This window comes from Streptomyces sp. NPDC031474, from assembly GCF_055581185.1.
The window spans coordinates 216,602-238,046 of the sequence record NZ_JBVIJX010000014.1 but is presented as its reverse complement, the minus strand read 5'-3'; the positions used below and the strand labels follow the sequence as shown (position 1 = coordinate 238,046).

15 protein-coding genes and 1 pseudogene are annotated in these 21,445 nt (G+C 69.6%); 8 read left to right on the top strand and 8 right to left on the bottom strand.

What is annotated here, in order from left to right; translation table 11 throughout:
- Positions 1 to 106: 106 nt before the first annotated feature.
- From yjfF to ACZ5SK_RS29650, 6 genes are all read right to left on the bottom strand, one after another.
- Positions 107 to 1,132 carry a galactofuranose ABC transporter, permease protein YjfF gene (yjfF, locus tag ACZ5SK_RS29675; protein WP_079662588.1) on the bottom strand — a complete coding sequence of 342 codons (1,026 nt, stop codon included), beginning with the start codon at positions 1,130 to 1,132 and terminating at the stop codon, positions 107 to 109.
- Positions 1,132 to 2,253, bottom strand: coding sequence for an ABC transporter permease (locus tag ACZ5SK_RS29670; protein ID WP_334580426.1), 1,122 nt, complete (start codon positions 2,251 to 2,253; stop codon positions 1,132 to 1,134). The genes yjfF and ACZ5SK_RS29670 overlap by 1 nt, the downstream gene beginning before the upstream one ends.
- Positions 2,250 to 3,794 (bottom strand): sugar ABC transporter ATP-binding protein, encoded by a 1,545-nt coding sequence (locus ACZ5SK_RS29665; protein WP_334580425.1) that lies wholly within the window; start codon positions 3,792 to 3,794, stop codon positions 2,250 to 2,252. The genes ACZ5SK_RS29670 and ACZ5SK_RS29665 overlap by 4 nt, the downstream gene beginning before the upstream one ends.
- Before the next feature lie 94 nt (positions 3,795 to 3,888).
- Positions 3,889 to 4,896 (bottom strand): substrate-binding domain-containing protein, encoded by a 1,008-nt coding sequence (locus ACZ5SK_RS29660; protein WP_334580424.1) that lies wholly within the window; start codon positions 4,894 to 4,896, stop codon positions 3,889 to 3,891.
- A 136-nt stretch (positions 4,897 to 5,032) separates the two neighbouring features.
- Positions 5,033 to 6,079: a LacI family DNA-binding transcriptional regulator gene (locus ACZ5SK_RS29655; RefSeq protein WP_334580423.1), complete on the bottom strand. Its 1,047-nt coding sequence runs from the start codon at positions 6,077 to 6,079 to the stop codon at positions 5,033 to 5,035.
- Positions 6,080 to 7,479: 1,400 nt separating this feature from the next.
- Entirely contained in the window at positions 7,480 to 8,349 is an 870-nt protein-coding gene (locus ACZ5SK_RS29650; protein WP_334580422.1) for an SCO2400 family protein, read from the bottom strand.
- Between the two features lie 257 nt (positions 8,350 to 8,606).
- On the opposite strand from ACZ5SK_RS29650, the gene ACZ5SK_RS29645 reads away from it, so the two are divergent.
- From ACZ5SK_RS29645 to ACZ5SK_RS29610, 8 genes and pseudogenes are all read left to right on the top strand, one after another.
- Positions 8,607 to 9,764, top strand: coding sequence for a mandelate racemase/muconate lactonizing enzyme family protein (locus ACZ5SK_RS29645; RefSeq protein WP_334580421.1), 1,158 nt, complete (start codon positions 8,607 to 8,609; stop codon positions 9,762 to 9,764).
- A complete protein-coding gene (locus tag ACZ5SK_RS29640) occupies positions 9,761 to 10,765 on the top strand; it encodes a zinc-dependent alcohol dehydrogenase (RefSeq protein ID WP_334580420.1) in 1,005 nt (334 codons plus the stop codon). The genes ACZ5SK_RS29645 and ACZ5SK_RS29640 overlap by 4 nt, the downstream gene beginning before the upstream one ends.
- 129 nt (positions 10,766 to 10,894) lie before the next feature.
- A complete protein-coding gene (locus ACZ5SK_RS29635) occupies positions 10,895 to 11,866 on the top strand; it encodes a hypothetical protein (protein ID WP_334580419.1) in 972 nt (323 codons plus the stop codon).
- Positions 11,867 to 12,010: 144 nt separating this feature from the next.
- Positions 12,011 to 13,117 carry a multiple monosaccharide ABC transporter substrate-binding protein gene (gene chvE, locus ACZ5SK_RS29630; RefSeq protein ID WP_334580417.1) on the top strand — a complete coding sequence of 369 codons (1,107 nt, stop codon included), beginning with the start codon at positions 12,011 to 12,013 and terminating at the stop codon, positions 13,115 to 13,117.
- Positions 13,118 to 13,147: 30 nt separating this feature from the next.
- Positions 13,148 to 14,698, top strand: a complete 1,551-nt coding sequence (gene mmsA / locus ACZ5SK_RS29625) for a multiple monosaccharide ABC transporter ATP-binding protein (RefSeq protein ID WP_334580415.1) — start codon at positions 13,148 to 13,150, stop codon at positions 14,696 to 14,698.
- Positions 14,695 to 15,939, top strand: a complete 1,245-nt coding sequence (mmsB, locus tag ACZ5SK_RS29620) for a multiple monosaccharide ABC transporter permease (protein WP_334580414.1) — start codon at positions 14,695 to 14,697, stop codon at positions 15,937 to 15,939. Before mmsA ends, mmsB begins: the two co-directional genes overlap by 4 nt.
- 63 nt (positions 15,940 to 16,002) lie before the next feature.
- Positions 16,003 to 17,064 (top strand): annotated as a pseudogene (locus tag ACZ5SK_RS29615) (aldose epimerase family protein); the annotation flags it as partial.
- A gap of 162 nt (positions 17,065 to 17,226) precedes the next feature.
- Positions 17,227 to 19,005 (top strand): pyridoxal phosphate-dependent aminotransferase, encoded by a 1,779-nt coding sequence (locus ACZ5SK_RS29610; protein WP_468576709.1) that lies wholly within the window; start codon positions 17,227 to 17,229, stop codon positions 19,003 to 19,005.
- Between the two features lie 19 nt (positions 19,006 to 19,024).
- On the opposite strand, the gene ACZ5SK_RS29605 is transcribed toward ACZ5SK_RS29610, so the two are convergent.
- Entirely contained in the window at positions 19,025 to 20,023 is a 999-nt protein-coding gene (locus ACZ5SK_RS29605; RefSeq protein WP_334580411.1) for an arabinan endo-1,5-alpha-L-arabinosidase, read from the bottom strand.
- A gap of 32 nt (positions 20,024 to 20,055) precedes the next feature.
- Complete coding sequence (locus ACZ5SK_RS29600; RefSeq protein ID WP_468576725.1) at positions 20,056 to 21,312, bottom strand: RNA-guided endonuclease InsQ/TnpB family protein; 1,257 nt, start codon at positions 21,310 to 21,312, stop codon at positions 20,056 to 20,058.
- Positions 21,313 to 21,445 lie beyond the last annotated feature (133 nt).

Here is a 21,445-nt window from a genome sequence, read left to right as displayed (position 1 = left end):
CGGCACGTCCCGGGAGCACGACGGCGCCCGGCCCGCGGTCCGCCGGGCAGCCGACGCGGGGCGTCGACGGTGGCAGAGGCCGCGGGCCGGGCGCGTCGGTTCCGGCTCAGGTCTTCTTTCGGGTCGTCATGAAGCGCTGGACCAGGATGAACGCGCACAGCAGCACACCGGTGGCGATCTTCGTCCACCAGGAGCTGAGCGTGCCCTCGAATTGGATGATGCTCTTGATCAGGCCCAGGACGAGAACGCCGAACAGGGTGCCCAGGACATAGCCGGAGCCGCCCGTCAGCAGCGTGCCGCCGATGACGACCGCGGCGATCGCGTCGAGCTCCATGCCGGTCGCGTGCAACGGGTCACCGGACTGGATGTACAGCGTGAAGAGCAGTCCGGCCAGCGCCGAGCAGAACCCGCTCACCGTGTACACGGCGATCTTCGTGCCGCCCTGCGGGAGACCCATCAGCATGGCCGACTGCTCGTTGCCGCCGATGGCGTACACCCGGCGCCCGAAGCGGGTGTAGTGCAGGACGTAGAACGCCACGGCGAGGACCACCAGCGAGACGATCGCGCCGATCGACAGGAATCCCATCCCCAGCGACACCTGCGCCGTCGCCATGCTGCTCACCGTGGAGTCGCTGATGGAGATCGACTCCTTGCTGATGACCAGGCACAGGCCGCGGAACAGGAACAGGCCGGCGAGGGTCACGATGAACGGCTGGATCTCGAAGTTGTGGATCACATAGCCCATGAGGAAGCCGCCGAAGGCTCCCACGGCCAGCGCCATCGGGACGACCAGCACGAGCGGCAGTCCCTGACGTTCCACCAGCCAGGCCGTGAACATCGTCGTGAAGCCGATCATCGAGCCGACGGACAGGTCGATGCCGCCGGACAGGATGACGAAGGTGACGCCGACCGCGGCGACCAGCAGATAGCCGTTGTCGATGAACAGGTTCAGGAAGACCTGCGGTTCGCCGAAACCGTAGTACTGGTACCGGGCCAGGCCGCCGACGTACATCAGCAGGAAGAGCAGGGCCGTCACCGCGACGGGCAGCCGCCGGTCGCCGAGCAGCCGCGCGGCCTTGGACGGGGTACGGCTGTCCGGGGCGGCCGGGGGGCTCTGGGTGGTCGTGGTCATCACGACACCTCCATCTTGGGGGCGGCCTCGGTCGCCGCGGCGGTGTCCGCCTTGGCCTCGGCCGGCTTGGCGCCCGCCTTCGCGCCGAACCTGGCGGCGAACTTGGCGCCGAAGACCTTGTCGCGGAACTTCGGGGACTGCAGCAGACAGACCACGATGACGACGGCGGCCTTGAAGACCAGGTTGGTCTGGGTCGGCACGCCGATGGTGTAGATCGTGGTGGTCAGGGTCTGGATGACGAGGGCGCCGACCACCGTTCCGCCGACGGAGAACCGGCCGCCCAGAAGTGAGGTGCCGCCGATCACCACGGCGAGGATCGCGTCGAGTTCGATCCACAGGCCGGCGTTGTTGCCGTCGGCGGCCGAGGTGTTGGAGCTGATCATCAGGCCCGCGATGCCCGCGCACAGGGCGCAGAACATATAGACCATGATCTTGATGCGCCGGGACCTGATGCCGACCAGCCGGCTGGCCTCGGCGTTGCCGCCGACCGCCTCGACCAGCAGGCCGAGCGCCGTGCGGCGGGTCAGCGCCACGGTGACGGCCACGACCGCGGCCACCACGAAGATCGAGAACGGCAGCGTCAGCCAGTAGCCGCCGCCGATCAGCTTGTACGGCTCGCTGTTGATGGTGATGATCTGGCCGTCGGTGATCAGCTGGGCGACACCGCGGCCGGCGACCATGATGATCAGGGTGGCGATGATCGGCTGGATGCCCATCCGGGCCACCAGGAAGCCGTTCCACAGGCCGCAGACGACCGCGGCCAGCAGCCCGAGGCCCATCGCGAGCAGCACCCCGGACAGGGCGCCCTGGTCGGACTGGTCGCTGATGTACGAGCAGGCCAGTGCTCCGGTGATGGCGACCACGGCGCCCACGGAGAGGTCGATGCCGCCGGTGGCGATCACCAGGGTCATGCCGACCGCCACCAGGATGAGGGGCGAGCCGAACAGCACGATCGAGACGAGGCTGCCGTAGAGGTGGCCGTCCGCCATCTTGATCGAGAAGAAGTCGGGCGTAAAGGGAACGTTGACGAGCAGCAGGAGGACGAGGACCGCTACCGGCCAGAACAGGTGGTGGCGGGTCAGCGCCCGCCATCGGGAAGAGGGGGTCGACGACGTGGTCACTGGTGCTCTCCGCTCGCGATGGTCTCCAGGATCCGGCTGGTGGTGATCTCCGGCCCGTTGGCGATCTGCGCCACCAGCCGGCGGTCGCGCAGCACTCCGATGGTGTGACTGAGCCGGAGTACCTCCTCCAGCTCGGCCGCGATGTACAGGACGGACATGCCGTCCTCGGAGAGGGAGACGACGAGCTTCTGGATCTCCGCCTTCGCGCCGATGTCGATGCCGCGCGTCGGCTCGTCCAGGATCAGCAGCTTCGGACTCGTGATCAGCCAGCGGGCCAGCAGCACCTTCTGCTGGTTGCCGCCGCTGAGCTGGCCGACCCTGGCCTCGGGGTTGGCGGGGCGGATGTCCAGCGCCTTGATGTACTTGGCGACGAGTTCGTCGCGCTGGGCGAGCGGGATGGGCCGGGTCCAGCCGCGCGAGGCCTGCAGGGCCAGGATGATGTTCTCCCGCACCGTCAGATCGGGCACCAGGCCCTCGCTCTTGCGGTTCTCGGAGCAGAACGCGACGCCGGCGCCGATCGCGTCGTTCGGGGCGCTCATCGAGACCTGCTTGCCGCCGATGGTCACCTTGCCGCTGTCCGGCTGGTCGGCGCCGAAGAGCAGCCGGGCGAGTTCGGTGCGGCCCGAGCCGAGGAGGCCGGCCAGCCCGATCACCTCGCCCTTCCTGATCTCCAGGTCGAACGGGGCGATGCCGCCGGTCCTGCCGAGGCCGTCCGCCTGGACCAGGGTGTCGCCCGCGTCGGAACGCAGCTGGTGTTCGTGGAGCTCGTCCAGCTGGCCCATGGCCTTGCCGAGCATGAGCTGGACGAGTCCGACCTGGTCGAGGTCGGCCACCATGTGCTCGCCGACGAGGGTGCCGTTGCGCAGGACGGTCATCCGGTCGCAGACCTCGTAGATCTGGTCGAGGAAGTGCGAGACGAACAGGATCGCGACGCCCTCGTCCTTCAACCGCCGCATCAGGGCGAACAGTTGGAGGACCTCGTCGCGGTCGAGGCTGGAGGTCGGCTCGTCGAGGATCAGCACCTTGGTGGCCGGGCCCTCGCCGTCGCCGTCTGCGCCGCCGGTGCCCAACGACCTGACGATCGCGACCAGTTGCTGCACGGCCAGCGGGTAGGAGGACAGCGGGAGGCTGACGTCGATGTCGAGTCCGAGGCGGTCCACCAGCTCCGCCGCCTGTTGGCGCAGCTGCTTCCACTGGATGCGGCCCATGCGGGTGGGTTCACGCCCGATGAAGATGTTCTCCGCCACCGACAGGTTCGGACAGAGGTTGACCTCCTGGTAGACGGTGCTGATACCGGCCTGCTGCGCCTGCAGCGGGCTGGCGATCCGTACGGACCGGCCGTCCAGTGTGATCGTGCCGCCGTCCAGGGAGTAGACGCCGGTGAGCACCTTGATGAGCGTGGACTTGCCCGCCCCGTTCTCGCCCATCAGGGCGTGGATCTCGCCGGGGAAGAGCCGGAAGTCGACGTCCGACAGAGCCCGTACCCCCGGAAATTCTTTGACTATGCCCGCCATTTCCAGGACGGGCCGCGGCTCTGCCATGGCAGTGCTCCTTGAGATTGGTTCAGGCCCGCAGGGAGCCCCGGGACCGAGGGCACTCGGTCGGCCGGAGGCTCCCTGCCGGTGGGTGCGTCGGTCAGTACTTGCGGCTCGGGAGCGCGGCCTTGGCCTGGTCCTGCATGAAGTCGCCCTCCTTGGTCTTGATCCAGCGCTCGACCGTCTGGCCGTCCTTGACCTTCTTCACGGTGTCCATCAGCTGGGGGCCGAGGAGCGGGTTGCACTCGACGATGGCGTTGATCTTGCCCTCGGACATGGCCACGAAGCCGTCCTTCACGCCGTCGATCGAGACGATCAGGATGTCCTTGCCGGGCTTCTTGCCGGCCGCCTCGATGGACTGGATGGCGCCGATGGCCATGTCGTCGTTGTGCGCGAAGAGCACGTTGATGTCCGGGTTGGACTGCAGGAAGGCCGCCATGACCTGCTTGCCGCCGGCGCGGGTGAAGTCACCGGTCTGGCTGACGACGATCTTCCAGTCGGCCTTGTGCTCCGCGTCCATGATCTCCTTGAAGCCCTTGGCGCGCTCGATCGCCGGGGCGGCACCGGTGGTGCCCTCCAACTGGGCGATCTTCACCGGGGCCTTGAGCCCGGCCTTCGCGATGACCTTCTCCAGGATCCTGGCGGCGCGACGGCCCTCGTCGGTGAAGTCGGAGCCGACCAGCGTGACGTACAGGGACTGGTCGGAGGTCTCCACGGAGCGGTCGGTGAGGACCACCGGGATCTTCGCGGCCTTGGCCTCCTTGAGCACCGCGTCCCAGCCGGTGACGACCACCGGCGAGAAGGCGATCACGTCCACCTTCTGCGCGATGTAGTTGCGGATCGCGGAGATCTGGTTCTCCTGCTTCTGCTGGGCGTCGGAGAACTTGAGGTTGTAGCCCGCCGCCTTGGCCGCGTCCTTCACCGAGGTGGTGTTGGCGCTGCGCCAGCCGCTCTCGGAACCGACCTGGGAGAAGCCGAGCGTGATCGCCTTGCTGCCGTCCGCGGAGGTGGAGCCGGTGGAGCTGTCGTCCTTCTTCGCGCAGGCCGTCAGACCGCCCGCGGCCGCCACGCCGACCGCCGTGGTGAGGAAGTTTCTTCTGCTGAGCATGTTCTTCTCCTTTGAAGAGCCGGCCCGGGGACGGACCTGCTGGTACTCGATGGGACCGGCCATACTGCGTCCAGCCTGTCGATCATCGTTCGATATGTCGGCCACACCGCTGGGCAGGTGCGTCCGACCGATGGGGTCAAAGGGGTGCGCGCTCCGACTGGGCGGCGTACGGGAACGTACTGGCGCGCACCACGAGTTGGGGTTCGATCGCGATCCGGGAAGGGGTGGCGGGCGGGCGGCCCTCGATCAGCTCCAGGAGCAGTGCGATGCCTTGCTTGCCCACCGTCGCGAAGTCCTGCCGGACGGTGGTGAGCGGAGGGGCGAAGAACTCCGACTCCGGGATGTCGTCGAAGCCGACCACCGCGACGTCCTGGGGGGTTCGGACCCCCGCCTCCCGCAGGGCCCTCAACACCCCCAGTGCCATCTGGTCGTTGGCGACGAAGACGGCGGTCAGCCCCCGGCCCACCCAGCCGGCCAGTTCCTGGCCCGCCCGGTAGCCCGACAGCGGACTCCAGTCCCCCCGCAGCAGCATGGGCGGCTCGACGCCCTCCGCTTCGAGGGTCGCCCGCCAGCCGGCGGCCCGGTCGGCCGCCTCCTGCCAGTCCTCGGGCCCGGCGAGGTGCCAGACCGTGCGGTGGCCCGCGGCCAGCAGGTGGCCGGTGGCCAGCCGGCCGCCGAGGTGCTGGTCCACGCTGACGCCGGGGATGTCCACTCCCGGCCCGCTGCCCACGATCACCACGGGGAACGGGTGGCGGAGTTCGGCCAGGGCGTCCACCGCCGACCGCTGCGGGGCGATGGCGACCACGCCTTCCACCCCGCCCTCGCTGAGGTGGTCGAGCGCCTCGGACAGGCTCTCCATGGTCAGTTTGCGCAGACTGACCGTCGAGACGAGATAGCCCTCGGCGCGGGCCGCTTCCTCGAGCGCGAACAGGGTGCTGGCCGGCCCGTAGAGGGTGGTGTCGGAGGCGACCACGCCCAACGTCCGGGTACGCCGGGTCGCCAGGGCCCGTGCGGAGGAGTTGCGGCGATAGCCCATCTCCTCGATCGCACGCAGCACCCGGGCCCGCGTCTCGTCCCGCACATTGGGGTGGTCCCCCAGCACGCGGGACACGGTCTGGTGGGACACACCGGCCTGGCGTGCCACGTCGGCCATGGTGGGCGGCCGAAGCTGAGTGTGTGTCACGGCCGCACCTCCTTGGCGCCGGTCTGCCTGTAAGTCCTGTGATGGGGCTGGATGATCCCGCGCCGCCGACGTCACGCCGGGGTTCCGGTGAGTCCAACGGCACGGGGAATGAAGGCGAGTTGGGACACTAGGGGCACACCGCTCGTAACTCCCGTGTTCGCGTCGGACGCTGACTGGTGAAGCGGAGGTCATTGTGAGCGCTAACAATTCATGGCGGTCAAGAGGGCTGCACCGGAAGGTCGTCACGGTTCCATAACGTGCATGACAACTATGGTGCGTCTTACCTGGTCAGAGCCCTGAAGGCCCGATCGGCCCACCCACCCCGAACAACGGCCCAACGACGCCCCGCCCAGCGGGAACGCGCGCGACAACAGTCCACACCGAACAATGTGCGCACCGCCAGAACATCCCCCACACCGCCCTGGACACCACCCACACCGCCCTGGACGGCCGTCCAGCCGGGCCGGCGTCCACCCGACGCCCCGCCTGAGGACGCCCGACGGGGGCGGGCGCGAGGCGGCCCGCCCGGCAGGAGCCGACGGGGAGCGGACCGCCCGCCGGGAGCCGACGCGGAAACGGCACCCCGGGCGGGAGCGGACGCGAAGCGGGCCGTCCGGCGGGGGCCGGCCCGGCCTGCGGAAGCGGACGCAGGGCGGTCCGCCCGGCAAGAGCCGACCGGCCGACGGAAGCGCAAGCGGACGCGGAGCGGCCCGCCCGATCGGGGCCGATGGGGAGCGGACCGCCCGCCGGGAGCCGACGCGGGGCGAGTCGGCCGGCGGGAGCGGACGCGAAGCGGTCCGCCCGACCGGAGCCCACGCGGAGCAGACCGCCCGACCGGAGCCCACGCGGGGCGGCACCCCTGGGGGAGCCGACGCGGGGGCGGCCGGGGTGGGGAGCTGACGCGGGGCGGGTGGCGGGAGCCGACGCGGAGCGGACCGCCCGGACCGTAGCCGACGCGGGGCGGGCCGGCCGACCGGAGCCCACGCGGAGCGGCACCCCTGCGCGAGCCGACGCGAGGGCGGCCGGGGTGGGGAGCCGACGCGAGGCGGGCCGGCCGACCGGAGCCCACGCGGAGCGGCACCCCTGCGCGAGCCGACGCGAGGGCGGCCGGGGTGGGGAGCCGACACGGGGCGGGCCGGCCGACCGGAGCCCACGCGGAGCGGCACCCCTGCGCGAGCCGACGCGAGGGCGGCCGGGGTGGGGAGCCGACACGGGGCGGGCCGGCCGACCGGAGCCCACGCGGAGCGGCACCCCTGCGCGAGCCGACGCGGGGCGGGGCGGCCGGGGTGGGGGAGCCCACGCGGGGCGGCACCCCTGTGGGGGCCGACGTGGGGTGGGGTGGCCGGGAGGGGAGTCCACGTGGGGTGGCGGCCCTGTGGGGGTCGATGCGGGGTGGGGGGTTAAGAGCACCACCACAGGAAGCGGGTGCATGTTTCGGTCGGCGATGGTTGGGGGGTCTTGGTCGGGGCGGCGGTCGGTGTGGGGTTCGAGCCGGGGTCCGGGTCCGACGGGGGCGTCGATCCGGAGGAGGCCGGGAGGGTGGCCGACTGGGCTTCCTTGTCCGGGGACCGGGTGGCTTTGCCGTCCTTCGCGGACTCCGACGCCGACGGGGAGGCGGAGGAGCTCGGGGACGAGGAGGCCGTGGCCGCGCCCGGGGCCGTCCTGTCGTCCAGCGGCTGCGCGGACGTGCTCGGCTCCGGCACCTTCCCCGCCTCCCCGTCGACCTCGGACGACTCTCCCCCGGCCACCTCGGGGTTGTGGGGCGAGGAGAACCCCGGTGCGTCCACGCCGAGTTCGGCCAGGCTCAGGCCGCCCGCCGCCAGGACGAAGCCGGCGGTGATCAGCACCACGCGCTTGCGGCGCCGACGGTGGGCCGAGGCCTTGCGGTCGCGACGGCTCGCGTCCGATGCGGCAGCCGTGCCTTCGGGGCTCCGCCGGGCGCCCCGGCCCTGCCCACGGCGGCGCGCGGCGCGCCCCTGGGGCTCGGCGCCGTCGACTGCATGATCGTCATGATCGTCGCGCTCGTCGCGCTCGCCGTCGTCGTGGTCGGCATGATCGCCGCGACCGTCCGGGCCGCCGGGCGCCTCGTGCGCCGACGCGTCCCGCGGGTACGGCTCGGGCTCCTGCGTGTACGGTTCCGGCGCATACGGCTCGGGCTCGGGCTCGTACGCGGTGGGCGGATACGCGCGTAGCTGCTGAGCGGGTGCGCCGCACCCCGGGCAGGCGAGGGCGCCGTTGAGGTGCCTTCGGCACGGGTGGCAGTAGTCCATGACGCGGGAAGACTAAGTTCCCGGAAGGTCACGTTCCCAGGCCCGGCTGTGAAAGTTGTGTGGGAAACCGGCCATACCGGCGCGGCGACTTGAGTGACCTGTCACACACAGCCGACCCTTCGACTTTCGCAAGGACCCTCGAAAGTGTCGAAACCGTTACACGTTCGACCCATTGACACCCCCGTCGCGCAAAACTTACTGTCTGCCCAGCATTTCGAACATGTGACGAAATCTCGAACAGCCGAAGGGTAACTTCCGTGCGCATCACCGGAATCAGCACTCACGTGGTAGGGACGCCCTGGCGCAACCTGACCTACGTCCTGGTGCACACCGACGAGGGCATCACGGGTGTCGGCGAGACCCGCATGCTGGGCCACACCGACGCGCTGATCGGCTACCTGAAGGAGGCCGAGGCCAACCACATTCTCGGCTCCGACCCGTTCGCTGTCGAGGACCTCACCCGCCGGATGAAGTACGGCGACTACGGGCGCGCCGGCGAGATCGTGATGTCCGGCATCGCCGTCGTCGAGATGGCCTGCTGGGACATCAAGGGCAAGGCCCTCGGAGTGCCGGTCTGGCAGCTGCTCGGCGGCAAGGTCACCGACAAGGTCAAGGCGTACGCCAACGGCTGGTACACCACCGAGCGGACGCCGGAGGCGTACCACAAGGCCGCGCAGGGGGTCATGGAGCGCGGTTACAAGGCGCTGAAGATCGACCCCTTCGGCACCGGCCACTTCGAGCTGGACCACGCGCAGACCCTGTACGCCGTCTCCCTCATCGAGGCCGTGCGCGACGCCATCGGGCCGGACGCCGAGCTGATGCTGGAGATGCACGGCCGCTTCTCCCCCTCGACCGCCGTCCGGCTCGCGAACGAGCTCGCGCCGTTCAAGCCCGCCTGGCTGGAGGAGCCCTGCCCGCCGGAGAACCTGAAGGCCCTGGAGAAGGTCGCCGCCAAGGTCGACATCCCCGTCGCCACCGGTGAGCGCATCCACGACCGCATCGAGTTCCGCGAGCTCTTCGAGAGCCAGGCCGTGGACATCATCCAGCCGGACGTCGGCCACATCGGCGGCATCTGGGAGACGCGCAAGCTCGCGGCGACCGCCGAGACGCACTACATGCTCGTCGCCCCGCACAACGTCGGCGGCCCGGTCCTGACCGCGGCCTCCCTCCAGGTCGGGTTCACCGCCCCGAACTTCAAGATCCTCGAGCACTTCAACGACTTCGCGGACGCGGAGATCAAGAAGGTCGTCAAGGGCGCGCCCGAGGTGATCGACGGCTACTTCCACCTCTCCGACAAGCCCGGCCTCGGCGTCGAGCTGGACGTGGACGCCGCCGCCGAGTTCCCCCAGCAGCAGGCCCGCTTCGACCTGTGGGCCGAGGGCTGGGAGCAGCGCAAGCCCAAGGCAGGCAAGTGAGCACCGCCGTCGTCGTCGAGGCGCCGGGCGAGCATCGGCTCGTCCCGCACGAGCCCCGGCAGCCGGAGCCCGGCGAGGCGCTGGTGCGGGTGCACGCCACCGGCATCTGCGGCAGCGACCGCGAGGTGTACCAGGGCAACCGGCCCGAGGGGTACGTCCGCTACCCGCTGACGCCCGGCCACGAGTGGTCCGGGACGGTCGAGGCGGTCGGCGCCGGGGTCCCGGCGTCGCTCGTCGGCCGCAAGGTGGTGGGCGAGGGCTTCCGCAACTGCCAGGTCTGCGACCGCTGCCACGCGGGCGAGACGACGCTGTGCACGGACGGCTACGAGGAGACGGGCTTCACCCAGCCCGGGGCGATGGCAGCCACCCTCACCCTGCCGGCCCGGCTGCTGCATGTGCTCCCCGAGGACGCCGACCTCACGGCCGCCGCGCTCCTGGAGCCCGCCGCCTGCATCGCGGCCGCCGCGATCAAGGCGCGCGCGCTGCCCGGCGAGAAGGTGGCCGTGGTCGGCACCGGCACCCTGGGCATGTTCGCCGTCCAGTTCCTGAAGGCGGGCTCGCCGGCCGAGCTGCTGGTGGTGGGCACCCGAAGGGACCGGGAGACGCTTTCCCGGCAGTTCGGGGCGACCGACTTCCGCACCCGGGACGAGGAGCTCCCCGACGACTTCGACGTCGTCATCGAGACCGCGGGTTCGGCCTCCGCCGCCCGCACGGCCGCCTCGCTGCTGCGGCGCGGCGGACGTCTGGTCCTCACGGGGATCCCGGCGCCGGGCGCCGACGGGCTCGACCCGACGGACCTGGTGGTACGGCAGCTGGAGGTGCACACCGTCTTCGGGGCGCCGCCCGACGCCTGGTCGCACACCGTGCGGGTGTTCGGGGCCGGTCTGCTGGATCCGCTTCCGTTGGTCACCCACGAGCTGCCGCTCGCCGCGTTCTCCGAGGCCATCGAGCTGGTGGGATCCGGCGATCCGAAGGTGGGCAAGGTGCTGCTCCGGCCTTAGGTCACCCCTAGCCGTACGCCGGTACGGGGGCGACCTGACGGCCCCCGTACCGGCGTACATCCCAACCCCGCACCCCGCACGCCTTGAGCCGCGAACCTCGTCCGAAATATCGAACACGAAGGACAGCTTGTGACGACCGACGCCTCCGCCACGGCCCCCCGTCGACCCGGTGAGCAGGCGCTCACCACGCTCGGCCTGGGCACGCCCGCGCCCGACCCCGCCGACGCCTCCGCCCACAGTTTCCCGGGCGGCGGCCGCTGGCGCACCGAGGTTCCCTCGTGCGAGGGTCCCGAAGCGCTGGCCGTCATCCTCAAGGAAGCCTCCCGCCTCGACGTGCCGATCCACCGGATCAGCCAGGGCAGCGGCGTGTGGATGCTCTCCGACGCCGAGATCACCGAGATGGTCGAGGCCACCGGCGAGCGCGACATCGAGCTCTGCCTGTTCACCGGGCCGCGCGGCACCTGGGACATCGGCGGCTCCACCCGGACCGACTCGCGCGGCGGGGGCCTCAGAGCCCGCGGGCACGACGCCGTCGCCGGGTGTGTCGAAGACGCCGTCCGGGCCACGGAGCTGGGCGTCAAGTGCCTTCTCGTCGCCGACGAGGGCGTGCTGTGGACGCTGCACCGCGCCCGCCAGGCCGGCATCATCCCGGCCGACACCACACTGAAGGTGTCGGCGCTCATCGGCCCCGTCAACCCGGCCTCGTACGCGGTGTACGAGGGGCTCGGCGGCGACTCGATCAACGTGCCCAGCGATCTCACGCTGGATCACCTCACCGAGATCCGCCGGGTGTCGGCCGCCCCCATGGACATGTACATCGAGGCCCCCGACGATCTCGGCGGTTACATCCGGATGTACGAGGTCGCCGAGCTGATCCGGCGCGGCGCACCGATCTACCTGAAGTTCGGCCTGTCCAAGGCCCCGGGGATCTACCCGTACGGCCACCACATGCGGGATCTGACGCTCTCCACCGCCCGGGAACGGGTGCGGCGCGGACGGCTCGCCCTCGACCTGCTCGCGCGCCACGGAGCGGACGGCGACATGGCGCCTCTCGGCTCTCGTCTGCCGGGCGAACTGAACAGGTTCGACGCCCGGTCATAACGTTCCGGAAACCTCGCTTCACAGAAGCCACCACAGGCACCCAGAATCCCACACATCTTCTTCTCGGTCTTCCCGGCGTCACCGCCGGGAGCGCCCTTGGCACCGCGAGACCGATCCCCTGCACACACATCAAGGATGATGATCATGCGTAACCGCAGAGCCGCACTCGCCGCCATAGCCGGAGCCGCCTCCCTCGCCCTGACCCTGACCGCCTGCGGGCAGTCCGGTGAGGGCGGCAGCGACGAGAAGCCGGCCGACACCAAGGGCGGGACCATCGGCATCTCGATGCCGACCAAGTCCTCCGAGCGCTGGATCACCGACGGCGCCAACGTCGAGAAGGACCTGAAGGCCAAGGGCTACAAGACCAAGCTGGTCTTCGGCGAGGACGACCCCGACCAGCAGGTCTCCCAGATCGAGAACCTGATCACCCAGGGCGTCAAGGCGCTGATCGTCGCCGCCATCGACAACAAGTCCCTGAACAACGTCCTCCAGCAGGCCGCCGACGCCAAGATCCCGGTCATCTCCTACGACCGTCTGATCCTCGGCACGAAGAACGTCGACTACTACGCGTCCTTCGACAACGAGAAGGTCGGCAAGCTCCAGGGCCAGTACATCGTCGACAAGCTGGGCCTGGCGAGCGGCAAGGGTCCGTTCAACATCGAGCTCTTCGCCGGCTCCAACGACGACAACAACACCAAGTACTTCTTCAACGGTGCGATGAGCGTGCTCCAGCCGTACATCGACAGCAAGAAGCTGGTGGTCAAGTCCGGCCAGACCAAGCTCACCCAGGTCACCACCCTGCGCTGGGACGGCGCCACCGCCCAGAAGCGCATGGAGGACAACCTCACCTCGGCGTACACCAAGGGCCGGGTCGACGCGGTGCTCTCGCCCTACGACGGCATCTCCATCGGCATCATCGCCGCCCTGAAGTCGGACGGCTACGGCACCGCGGCCAAGCCGCTGCCGGTCATCACCGGCCAGGACGCCGAGCTCGCCTCGGTGAAGTCGATCATCGCGGGCCAGCAGTCGATGACCGTCTACAAGGACCTGCGCAAGCTCGCCCAGGTCGCCACGGACATGGTCGACGCCTCCCTCAACGGCAAGAAGCCCGAGATCAACGACACCAAGTCGTACGACAACGGCACCAAGGTCGTCCCCGCCTTCCTGCTGCAGCCGGTCGGCGTCGACAAGACCAACTACGAGAAGGAACTCATCCAGGGCGGCTACTACACGGCGGACCAGCTCAAGTAAGTCGACCCTTAAGGATTGGAAGGCACGACCATGGCGGGACCCGTCCTGGAAATGCGCTCGATCGTCAAGACCTTTCCCGGCGTCAAAGCGCTGTCGGACGTCACACTGACCGTCCGTCAGGGCGAGGTCCACGCCATCTGCGGTGAGAACGGCGCCGGGAAGTCCACCTTGATGAAGGTGCTCTCCGGCGTCCATCCGCACGGAACCTATGAAGGCGACATCCTCTTCGAGGGAGAGGTCGTCCAGTTCAAGGACATCCGGGCGAGCGAGCAGCGCGGCATCGTTATCATCCACCAGGAGCTGGCGCTGTCGCCGTATCTCTCCCTGGCGGAGAACATCTTCCTCGGCAACGAGCACGCCAAGGGCGGGTTCATCGACTGGCGGGAGACCCTGCGGCACGCCACGGAGCTGCTGCGCCGGGTCGGTCTCAGCGACCACCCGGAGACCCGCGTCGCCGACATCGGCGTGGGCAAGCAGCAGCTCGTGGAGATCGCCAAGGCCCTGTCGAAGAAGGTGAAGCTGCTCATCCTGGATGAGCCGACGGCGGCCCTGAACGACGAGGACAGCGGCAAACTCCTGGACCTCATCCTGGAGTTGAAGAAGCAGGGCATCACCTCGATCATCATCTCCCACAAGCTCAACGAGATCCGCAAGGTCGCGGACTCGGTGACGATCATCCGCGACGGGCACACCATCGAGACGCTCGACGTGAAGTCGGCGGAGACGACCGAGGACCGGATCATCAGCGGCATGGTCGGCCGCGACCTCGACCACCGCTTCCCCGAGCGCACCCCGCACGAGGCGGAGAAGGACGCGGCCCCGGCCCTGGAGATCCGCGACTGGACCGTGCACCACCCGATCGACCAGCAGCGCAAGGTGGTCGACGACGTGTCGATCCAGGTGCGCCGCGGGGAGATCGTCGGCATCGCCGGCCTCATGGGCGCCGGCCGCACCGAGCTCGCCATGAGCGTCTTCGGGCGCACCTACGGCCGGCACGCGGGCGGGACGGTCCTCAAGGACGGCAAGGAGATCCGCACGAAGACGGTCGCCGAGGCGATCGGCCACGGGATCGCGTACGTCACCGAGGACCGCAAGCACTACGGCCTGAACCTCATCGACACGATCAACCGCAACATCTCGCTGACCGCCCTGAAAAAGGTCGCCAAGCGGGGCGTGGTCGACGAGCAGGAGGAGCGGCAGGTCGCCGAGGGCTACCGCAAGTCCATGAACATCAAGGCGCCGACCGTCTTCGAGCCGGTGGGCAAGCTGTCCGGCGGCAACCAGCAAAAGGTCGTCCTCAGCAAGTGGATCTTCGCCGGTCCCGACGTGCTGATCCTGGACGAGCCGACGCGCGGTATCGACGTCGGCGCCAAGTTCGAGATCTACACGGTGATCGACCAGCTGGCCGCCCAGGGCAAGGCGGTCGTCTTCATCTCCTCCGAGCTGCCCGAACTGCTCGGCATGTGCGACCGCATCTACACCATGGCCGCCGGACGGCTCACGGGCGAGTTCCCGCGGGCCGAGGCCACGCAGGAAGTGCTGATGCGTCAGATGACGAAGGACAAAGAGGTAACGCGATGAGCACGGACGTGACCAAGACCCCGGCGGCCGCGCCGCCGGAGAAGAGCGGAGGCTCCGCCTCCGGCGGCGGGCTGCTGCAGCTGGTGCTGAACGGCCTGCGCAGCAACATGCGCCAGTACGGCATGCTGATCGCGCTCGGCCTGCTCGTGATCCTGTTCCAGGTGTGGACCGGCGGCGACCTGCTGCTGCCGCGCAACGTCTCCAACCTGGTCCTGCAGAACAGCTACATCCTGATCCTCGCGATCGGCATGATGCTGGTGATCATCGCCGGCCACATCGACCTGTCGGTCGGTTCGGTGACGGCGTTCACGGGCGCCTTCGCGGCCGTACTGACCGTGCAGCACGGTGTGGCGTGGCCGCTCGCGCTGGTGCTGTGCCTGGCGATCGGCGCGGCCGCCGGCGCCGCACAGGGCTTCCTGATCGCCTACCTCGGCATACCCTCCTTCATCGTCACCCTCGCGGGCATGCTGATCTTCCGCGGTCTGACGGAGATGTTCCTGAAGGGCCAGACGCTCGGCCCGTTCCCGGACGGTCTGCAGAAGATGGGCAACGGCTTCCTGCCGGAGGTCGGCCCGGACACCAACTACCACAACCTCACGCTGCTGCTGGGCTTCGTCCTGCTCGCGTTCGTGATCCTCCAGGAGGTCCGCGACCGCAAGCGTCAGCAGGAGTTCTCCCTGGACGTGGCGCCCACGAACCTCTTCCTGCTGAAGCTCGTCGCCATCTCCGCCGCGGTCCTCGCCGTCACGATGCTGCTCGCCAGCTACAAGGGCGCGCCGATCATCCTGATCATCCTCGGCGCGCTGGTCGTCGGCTACGGCTACGTCATGCGCAACGCCGTCTTCGGCCGGCACATCTACGCGATCGGCGGCAACCTCCCGGCGGCGAAGCTGTCGGGCGTCAAGGACAAGAAGGTCACCTTCCTCGTCTTCCTGAACATGGGCGTGCTCGCGGCCCTGGCGGGTCTCGTGGTCGCCGCCCGTCTGAACGCGGCCTCGCCGAAGGCGGGCCTCAGCTTCGAACTCGAGGCGATCGCCTCGTCGTTCATCGGCGGCGCGTCCATGAGCGGCGGTGTGGGCACCGTCCTCGGCGCGATCATCGGTGGTCTCGTCCTCGGTGTGCTGAACAACGGCATGAACCTCCTCAGCGTCGGCACCGACTGGCAGCAGGTCATCAAGGGCCTGGCCCTGCTCGCGGCCGTCGGCTTCGACGTGTGGAACAAGCGCAAGTCCGGCTCGTAGGTTTCGTAGATCCGGATCGGGCCCCGCCGGAAGGCGGGGCCCTTCGCATGAGCATGAGCATGAGGGAGGCGGAAACCCGTGAAGACGCTCTTCGGCAAGCTCGCCGACGGCACGGAGATCCACAGCTGGGCACTGGAGAACGGCGGGACCCGGCTGAAGGTCCTCTCCTACGGCGGGATCGTGCAGTCCCTGGAGGTCCCCGACGCGGGCGGCCGGCCCGCGAACATCTCGCTCGGCTTCGACACCGTCGAGGAGTACGTCGCGAACTCCCCGTACTTCGGCGCGCTGATCGGCCGCTACGGCAACCGGATCCGCGAGGGCGGGTTCACCCTGGACGGCGAGGCCCACCGGGTCGACGTCAACGACGGCGCCAACAGCCTGCACGGCGGCGCCCAGGGCTACGACCGGCATGTGTGGGACGTGGAGCCGTTCACCGAGGGCTCCGACGTCGGCGTGTGTCTGCACCGCACCAGCGCCGACGGCGAGATGGGCTACCCGGGCACGCTTGACGCGAAGGTGACGTACACCCTCACCGCGCGCGGCGAGTGGCGCATCGACTACGAGGCCACCACGGACAGGGCCACCGTCGTCAACCTCACCAACCACGTCTACTGGAACCTGGCCGGCGAGGGCAGCGGCACGATCGAGGACCACGAGCTGACGATCGCCGCCTCCCGCTACACCCCCACCGACGCGGGCCTGATCCCCACGGGAGAACTCGCCGAGGTCGCGGGCACCCCCTTCGACTTCCGCGAGCCGAAGACGATCGGCCGCGACCTGCGGGCCGGCCACGTCCAGCAGCTCCGGGCCAAGGGCTACGACCACAACTGGGTCCTGGACAAGGGCGTGACCGCCGAGCCGGTGCACGTGGCCACCCTGCGCGACCCGCGCTCCGGCCGCACCCTGAAGATCGCCACCGACCAGCCGGGGCTGCAGTTCTACTCGGGCAACTTCCTCGACGGCACCCTCACCGGCACCGGCGGCCGCGCCTACCGTCAGGGCGACGCCCTCTGTCTGGAAACCCAGCACTTCCCGGACTCGCCGAACCAGCCGTCGTTCCCCTCGACGGTGCTGCGCCCCGGGCAGACATACCGGACGACCACGATCCACACGTTTGAAACCTGATCCGCCTTCACAGACGGCTCACAAGTTCTTACCGATTTCCCAACCGTTGAACGGTGTCACCCCCGTCTCCGTATCTACGGGTGGCCCGCGCTCCCCCGCGCGGGCCACCCAATGACGACGGGCCCGGTCGTCCCCGCCGGGCCCGCCCCATACGGAGGTTCCATGGCCGACAACGTCTCCTCGTTGTTCCGCAACACCGCGGCGCACAGCCCGTCGATGGCGGCGCTGACGCGCGAGGGCGGCGAGGGTGTCGGCCCGGTGGACTTCTGCATCCCGTGCAACCCGTACTTCCCGACGCCGGCCATGTTCGACGAGATGGCCGCCCGGCTGCGCGACATCATCACCTACTACCCGAGCAGCGCCGACACGATCACCGCCGAGCTGTGCAGTCTGCTCCAGCTTCCGCCGCAGGCCGTGGCGATGGGCAACGGCTCGACCGAGCTCATCACCTGGATCGACCATCTGCTGGTCCGTGAGTCCCTCGCCATCCCCGTCCCCACCTTCGGCCGCTGGACCGACCAGCCCATGGAGACCGGCAAGCGGGTCGACATGTTCCCGCTCCAGGAGTCCAGCGGCTTCGCCCTGGACCTGGCCCAGTACGCCGAGTTCATCCGCGCCCGCGGCACCCGTGTCGCCGTGATCTGCAACCCGAACAACCCCGACGGCGGCTTTCTGCACAAGCACGCCATCGTGCAGTTCATGGACGCGATGGCCGACCTGGACCTGATCGTCATCGACGAGTCGTTCCTGGAGTTCGCGGACGCGGAGGCCGAGCCGAGCGTCGTCCAGGAGGCCATGCTCCGGCCGAACGTGATCGTGCTGCGCAGCCTGGGCAAGAACTTCGGCCTGCACGGCATCCGCTTCGGCTACCTGGTCGCCAACCCGGCGCTCGCGGGCAAGGTCCGCTCGATGCTCCCGAAGTGGAACCTCAACTCCTTCGCGGAACACGTGGTGTTCATCCTCAAGCACCACGGCGCCGAGTACGCGCAGAGCCTGATGCAGGTCCGCCGCGACCGCCTCGACATGGCGAGCCAGCTCAGCGCGCTGCCGGGCCTGACCGTCTACCCCTCCCAGGGGAACTTCCTCTTCGTGCGCCTTCCCGTCGGCGCCGAGGGCACCGTGGTCCGCGACCGGCTGCTCGCCGAGCACCGCATCCTGGTCCGCGAGTGCGGAAACAAGATCGGCTCCTCCAGCCGCTTCCTGAGGCTCGTGGTGCGCCCCCAGGTGGACGTGCGTCGCCTGGTGTCCGGCCTGGAACAGGTGCTCTACGGGACCAGGAGGGGAGCCCCCGTGCCCGAGCTGAGCGCCGGCGCCGGCTACAGCTCGGGCACGGCGGCAGTGGACCGGCTGGTCACCAACGGGGCGGGCATGCAGGGCCTTGCCGCTCAGGCCATGGGCATGCCGGCGCCGGGGCTGGTCGCGGCCACGGCCGCGGCTGCCCCGGCGATGCCCGCTCCGGCGGCGCAGCCGTCTCCGTCCGACGGGGCGGGCATGCCGATGCCGGCCGCCGCGCAGATCTTCCCCCAGCCGGTACCCGCACCGGCCCCTGCCCCTGTCCCGGCCCCCGTGCCGGCGGCGGCTCCGCCGATGGCTCCGGCGGCGGCGATGTCGCCTGCTGCCATGGCCCCCGCGATGGCACCCGCGGCCATGGCCCCGCCCATGGCCCCCGCCGCCATGACGCCTGCCGCCATGACGCCTGCCGCCATGTCACCCGCGATGGCGCCCGCCGCCATGTCACCCGCGATGGCGCCGGCGGCCATGTCACCCGCGATGGCACCCGCCGCCCCGCCGATGGGGCCCACCCCCACCGGCGTTCCGGCCCGCGGCGGCCTCACCGCCGCCCAGGTCCGCGGCACCAACGGCCTGACCCCCGCAGCGGCCACCGGCTGGCCCAACGCCCAGAGCTGGCCGAACGCGGCGGGCATGGGACAGGCCGGCTGAGTGGCGGACCGGGGTCGGGTCAGTAGGCGACGGGCCAGCCGGTGCTCCAGTTCAGCAGGTTGATGCCCAGCTTGGGCGTGCCGTTGTCGTTGCCGTCGTAGTAGTGGTAGACGATCAGGTCGCCGTCGGTGTCGTGCATGATCGACTGGCCGCCGGGGCCGATGTAGCGTCCGTGCGACTCCAGCACCGGGGTGCCGCCGTTGTTGGTCATGGCGACGCCGCTCTTGTCGTAGTACGGCCCGGTGACGCTGGTGGCGCGGCCGACCTTGACCTTGTAGGTGGAGCTGGTGCCGGCGCAGCAGGTGTCGTAGGACGCGAAGAGGTAGTAGTAGCCGTTGCGCTTCACGATGTACGGTGCCTCGACGGCCTTGGTCCCGGTGGGGCGGGCGGCGATCGAGCGCCGGGCGGTGTCGGAGGCGAGCTGTTTGCCGGTCGCCGGGTCGATGCGGATCATTTTGATGCCCGTCCACCAACTCCCGAAGGACAGCCACCACTTGCCGTCGTCGTCGACGAAGAGGTTCGGGTCGATGGCGTTGTAGTCGCTGGAGGTGGTGGAGGTGTAGACGGCGCCGTAGTCGGTCCAGGAGCCGGGCAGGCCCGTCGACGAACCGGCCAGTCCGATCGCGGACTTGTTGGAGCCGAAGGTCGAAACGGCGTAGTACATCAGGTACTTGCCGCCCTGGTACGAGATGTCGGGTGCCCAGGCCTCCGTCGCGCCGTACGACGACCACCAGCCCGGCTTCGTGGCGAAGGCGTCGCCGCCCGCGCTGAACGCGGTGCGGTCGGTGGAGGTGCGGTAGGCGAGACCGCCGCCGGTGGCGTAGAGGAGGTAGCGGCCGCCGGAGGTGCGGATCATGGTCGGGTCGTGCACGACCGTGGAGCCGGTGACCGTGCCGGGGTTGGGATAGGCGGAGGCGCTGGTGGGGGTCAGGGCGAGCAGGACCGCGGCCGGAACGGCCAGCAGGGCGGCCCTGCGTGAGGTGCGGGGCGTGCGGGGCGTGCGTGAGGTGCGGCTCATGCGGACGCTCCTTCATTGACATCCTCCCCCTCTTAAAAGAGGGGGATTCCAACCCAGGTGGGTTGAGGTTCACGGGTACTCGAACAGCCGGTGGCCATTGTCACCCCTCCGGCACCGGCTGTCCGCCGGGGACGGGGGATACCGCCCTGTCCTGCCGCGACGTTGGCTGCTGCGTTGGTATCCGCGTTGCAGGTGAAGCCGCAGGACACGCACTCGAAGTCGGCTTGGCTCTTGCGCGACTTCTTCTCGATCCACCCGCAGGCACTGCACCGCAGAGATGTGTACGGGGCGGGAACGTCCTCGACCCGGCCCGGCGCTTTGTGTTCAGTGCGCTGCCTGAGCAGGCCCCAGCCCTGGGCAAGAATGCCCCGGTTCAGCCCCGCTTTCTGCGCCACGTTCCTCCCAGGCTGCTCCACGGTGCCCTTCGCGGAGCGGGTCATGCTCTTGATGTTCAGCTTCTCGAAGCGGATCAGGTCGTAGGACTTGGCGAGCAGGGTGCTGGTCTTCTCGCACCAGTCCTTGCGGCGGTTCACCTCGCGGGCCTTGAGCTTCGCGGCCTTCGCGTACGCGGCAGCCTTGGCTTCGCTGCCCTTGGGCGCACGGGCCGCGCGCCGCTGGTGCTCGCGGATCTGGGCGCGTTCCCTGACCGTGAGCTGCGGGCAGTTCAGTTTCCGCCCGTCGGAAAGAGCCGCGGTGATGGTGACACCCCGGTCGATGCCGATGACCTCGCCCGTGCCAGGCGCGGGCATCGGCTGGGGAACGACGGCGAACGCCACATGCCACTGCCCGTTGCGGAACGTGACCCGGAACGTCTTCGCGCTGGGCAGCTTCGCCCCCTTGCCCTGGGCACTGAGACGAAAGCGCACCCAGCCACAACCGGGCACCTTCACCTGCGCCCAACGACGGTTCAGCTTCCGTAACACCACGGACCGGCCCATGACCTGCCTACCGGTCTTCGCGTTCAGCTTCACCGAGCCGTCTGCGTCGTACTCGGGCACGCGGTCAGTGCCGATGACACGGAAACCCTCGTGCCGGTGCTTCCTGCGCCAGGTCGGCTCACCGAACCCCGACGTGAAGCGCGCGTTCTTGGCCTTGGCAAAGTCCTTGAGGGCCTGCTGCTGCACGTCCGCGTTCCCGGTGCCCAGCCACCCGTTGTCCCGCCGGGCCTCGGTGAGCTGACGGCACTGCTCGGCGAAGGAAGGCGCCGACCTGCGGCCCGGCGTCCAGTGCGCGTGCTGCTCGACGGCGAGGTTCCAGACGTACCTCGCGTGCGCGCAGTGCAGCAGCATCTGCCGCTCCTGCCCACCCGTCGGGTACATCCGAAACCGCGCCATGCCGTGAACCTAGACCACACGTTCCCCGTCCGCGCACACCATGGATCACCATCACCCGCCCGAGTGACGACCCCGCCCACCGCCAACC

Coding starts and splice junctions, on each gene's coding strand:
- yjfF (WP_079662588.1), bottom strand. CDS start 1,132: ATGACCACGACCACCCAGAGCCCCCCGGCCGCCCCGGACAGCCGTACC.
- ACZ5SK_RS29665 (WP_334580425.1), bottom strand. CDS start 3,794: ATGGCAGAGCCGCGGCCCGTCCTGGAAATGGCGGGCATAGTCAAAGAA.
- ACZ5SK_RS29660 (WP_334580424.1), bottom strand. CDS start 4,896: ATGCTCAGCAGAAGAAACTTCCTCACCACGGCGGTCGGCGTGGCGGCC.
- ACZ5SK_RS29650 (WP_334580422.1), bottom strand. CDS start 8,349: ATGGACTACTGCCACCCGTGCCGAAGGCACCTCAACGGCGCCCTCGCC.
- chvE (WP_334580417.1), top strand. CDS start 12,011: ATGCGTAACCGCAGAGCCGCACTCGCCGCCATAGCCGGAGCCGCCTCC.
- mmsA (WP_334580415.1), top strand. CDS start 13,148: ATGGCGGGACCCGTCCTGGAAATGCGCTCGATCGTCAAGACCTTTCCC.
- mmsB (WP_334580414.1), top strand. CDS start 14,695: ATGAGCACGGACGTGACCAAGACCCCGGCGGCCGCGCCGCCGGAGAAG.
- ACZ5SK_RS29610 (WP_468576709.1), top strand. CDS start 17,227: ATGGCCGACAACGTCTCCTCGTTGTTCCGCAACACCGCGGCGCACAGC.
- ACZ5SK_RS29605 (WP_334580411.1), bottom strand. CDS start 20,023: ATGAGCCGCACCTCACGCACGCCCCGCACGCCCCGCACCTCACGCAGG.
- ACZ5SK_RS29600 (WP_468576725.1), bottom strand. CDS start 21,312: ATGCTGCTGCACTGCGCGCACGCGAGGTACGTCTGGAACCTCGCCGTC.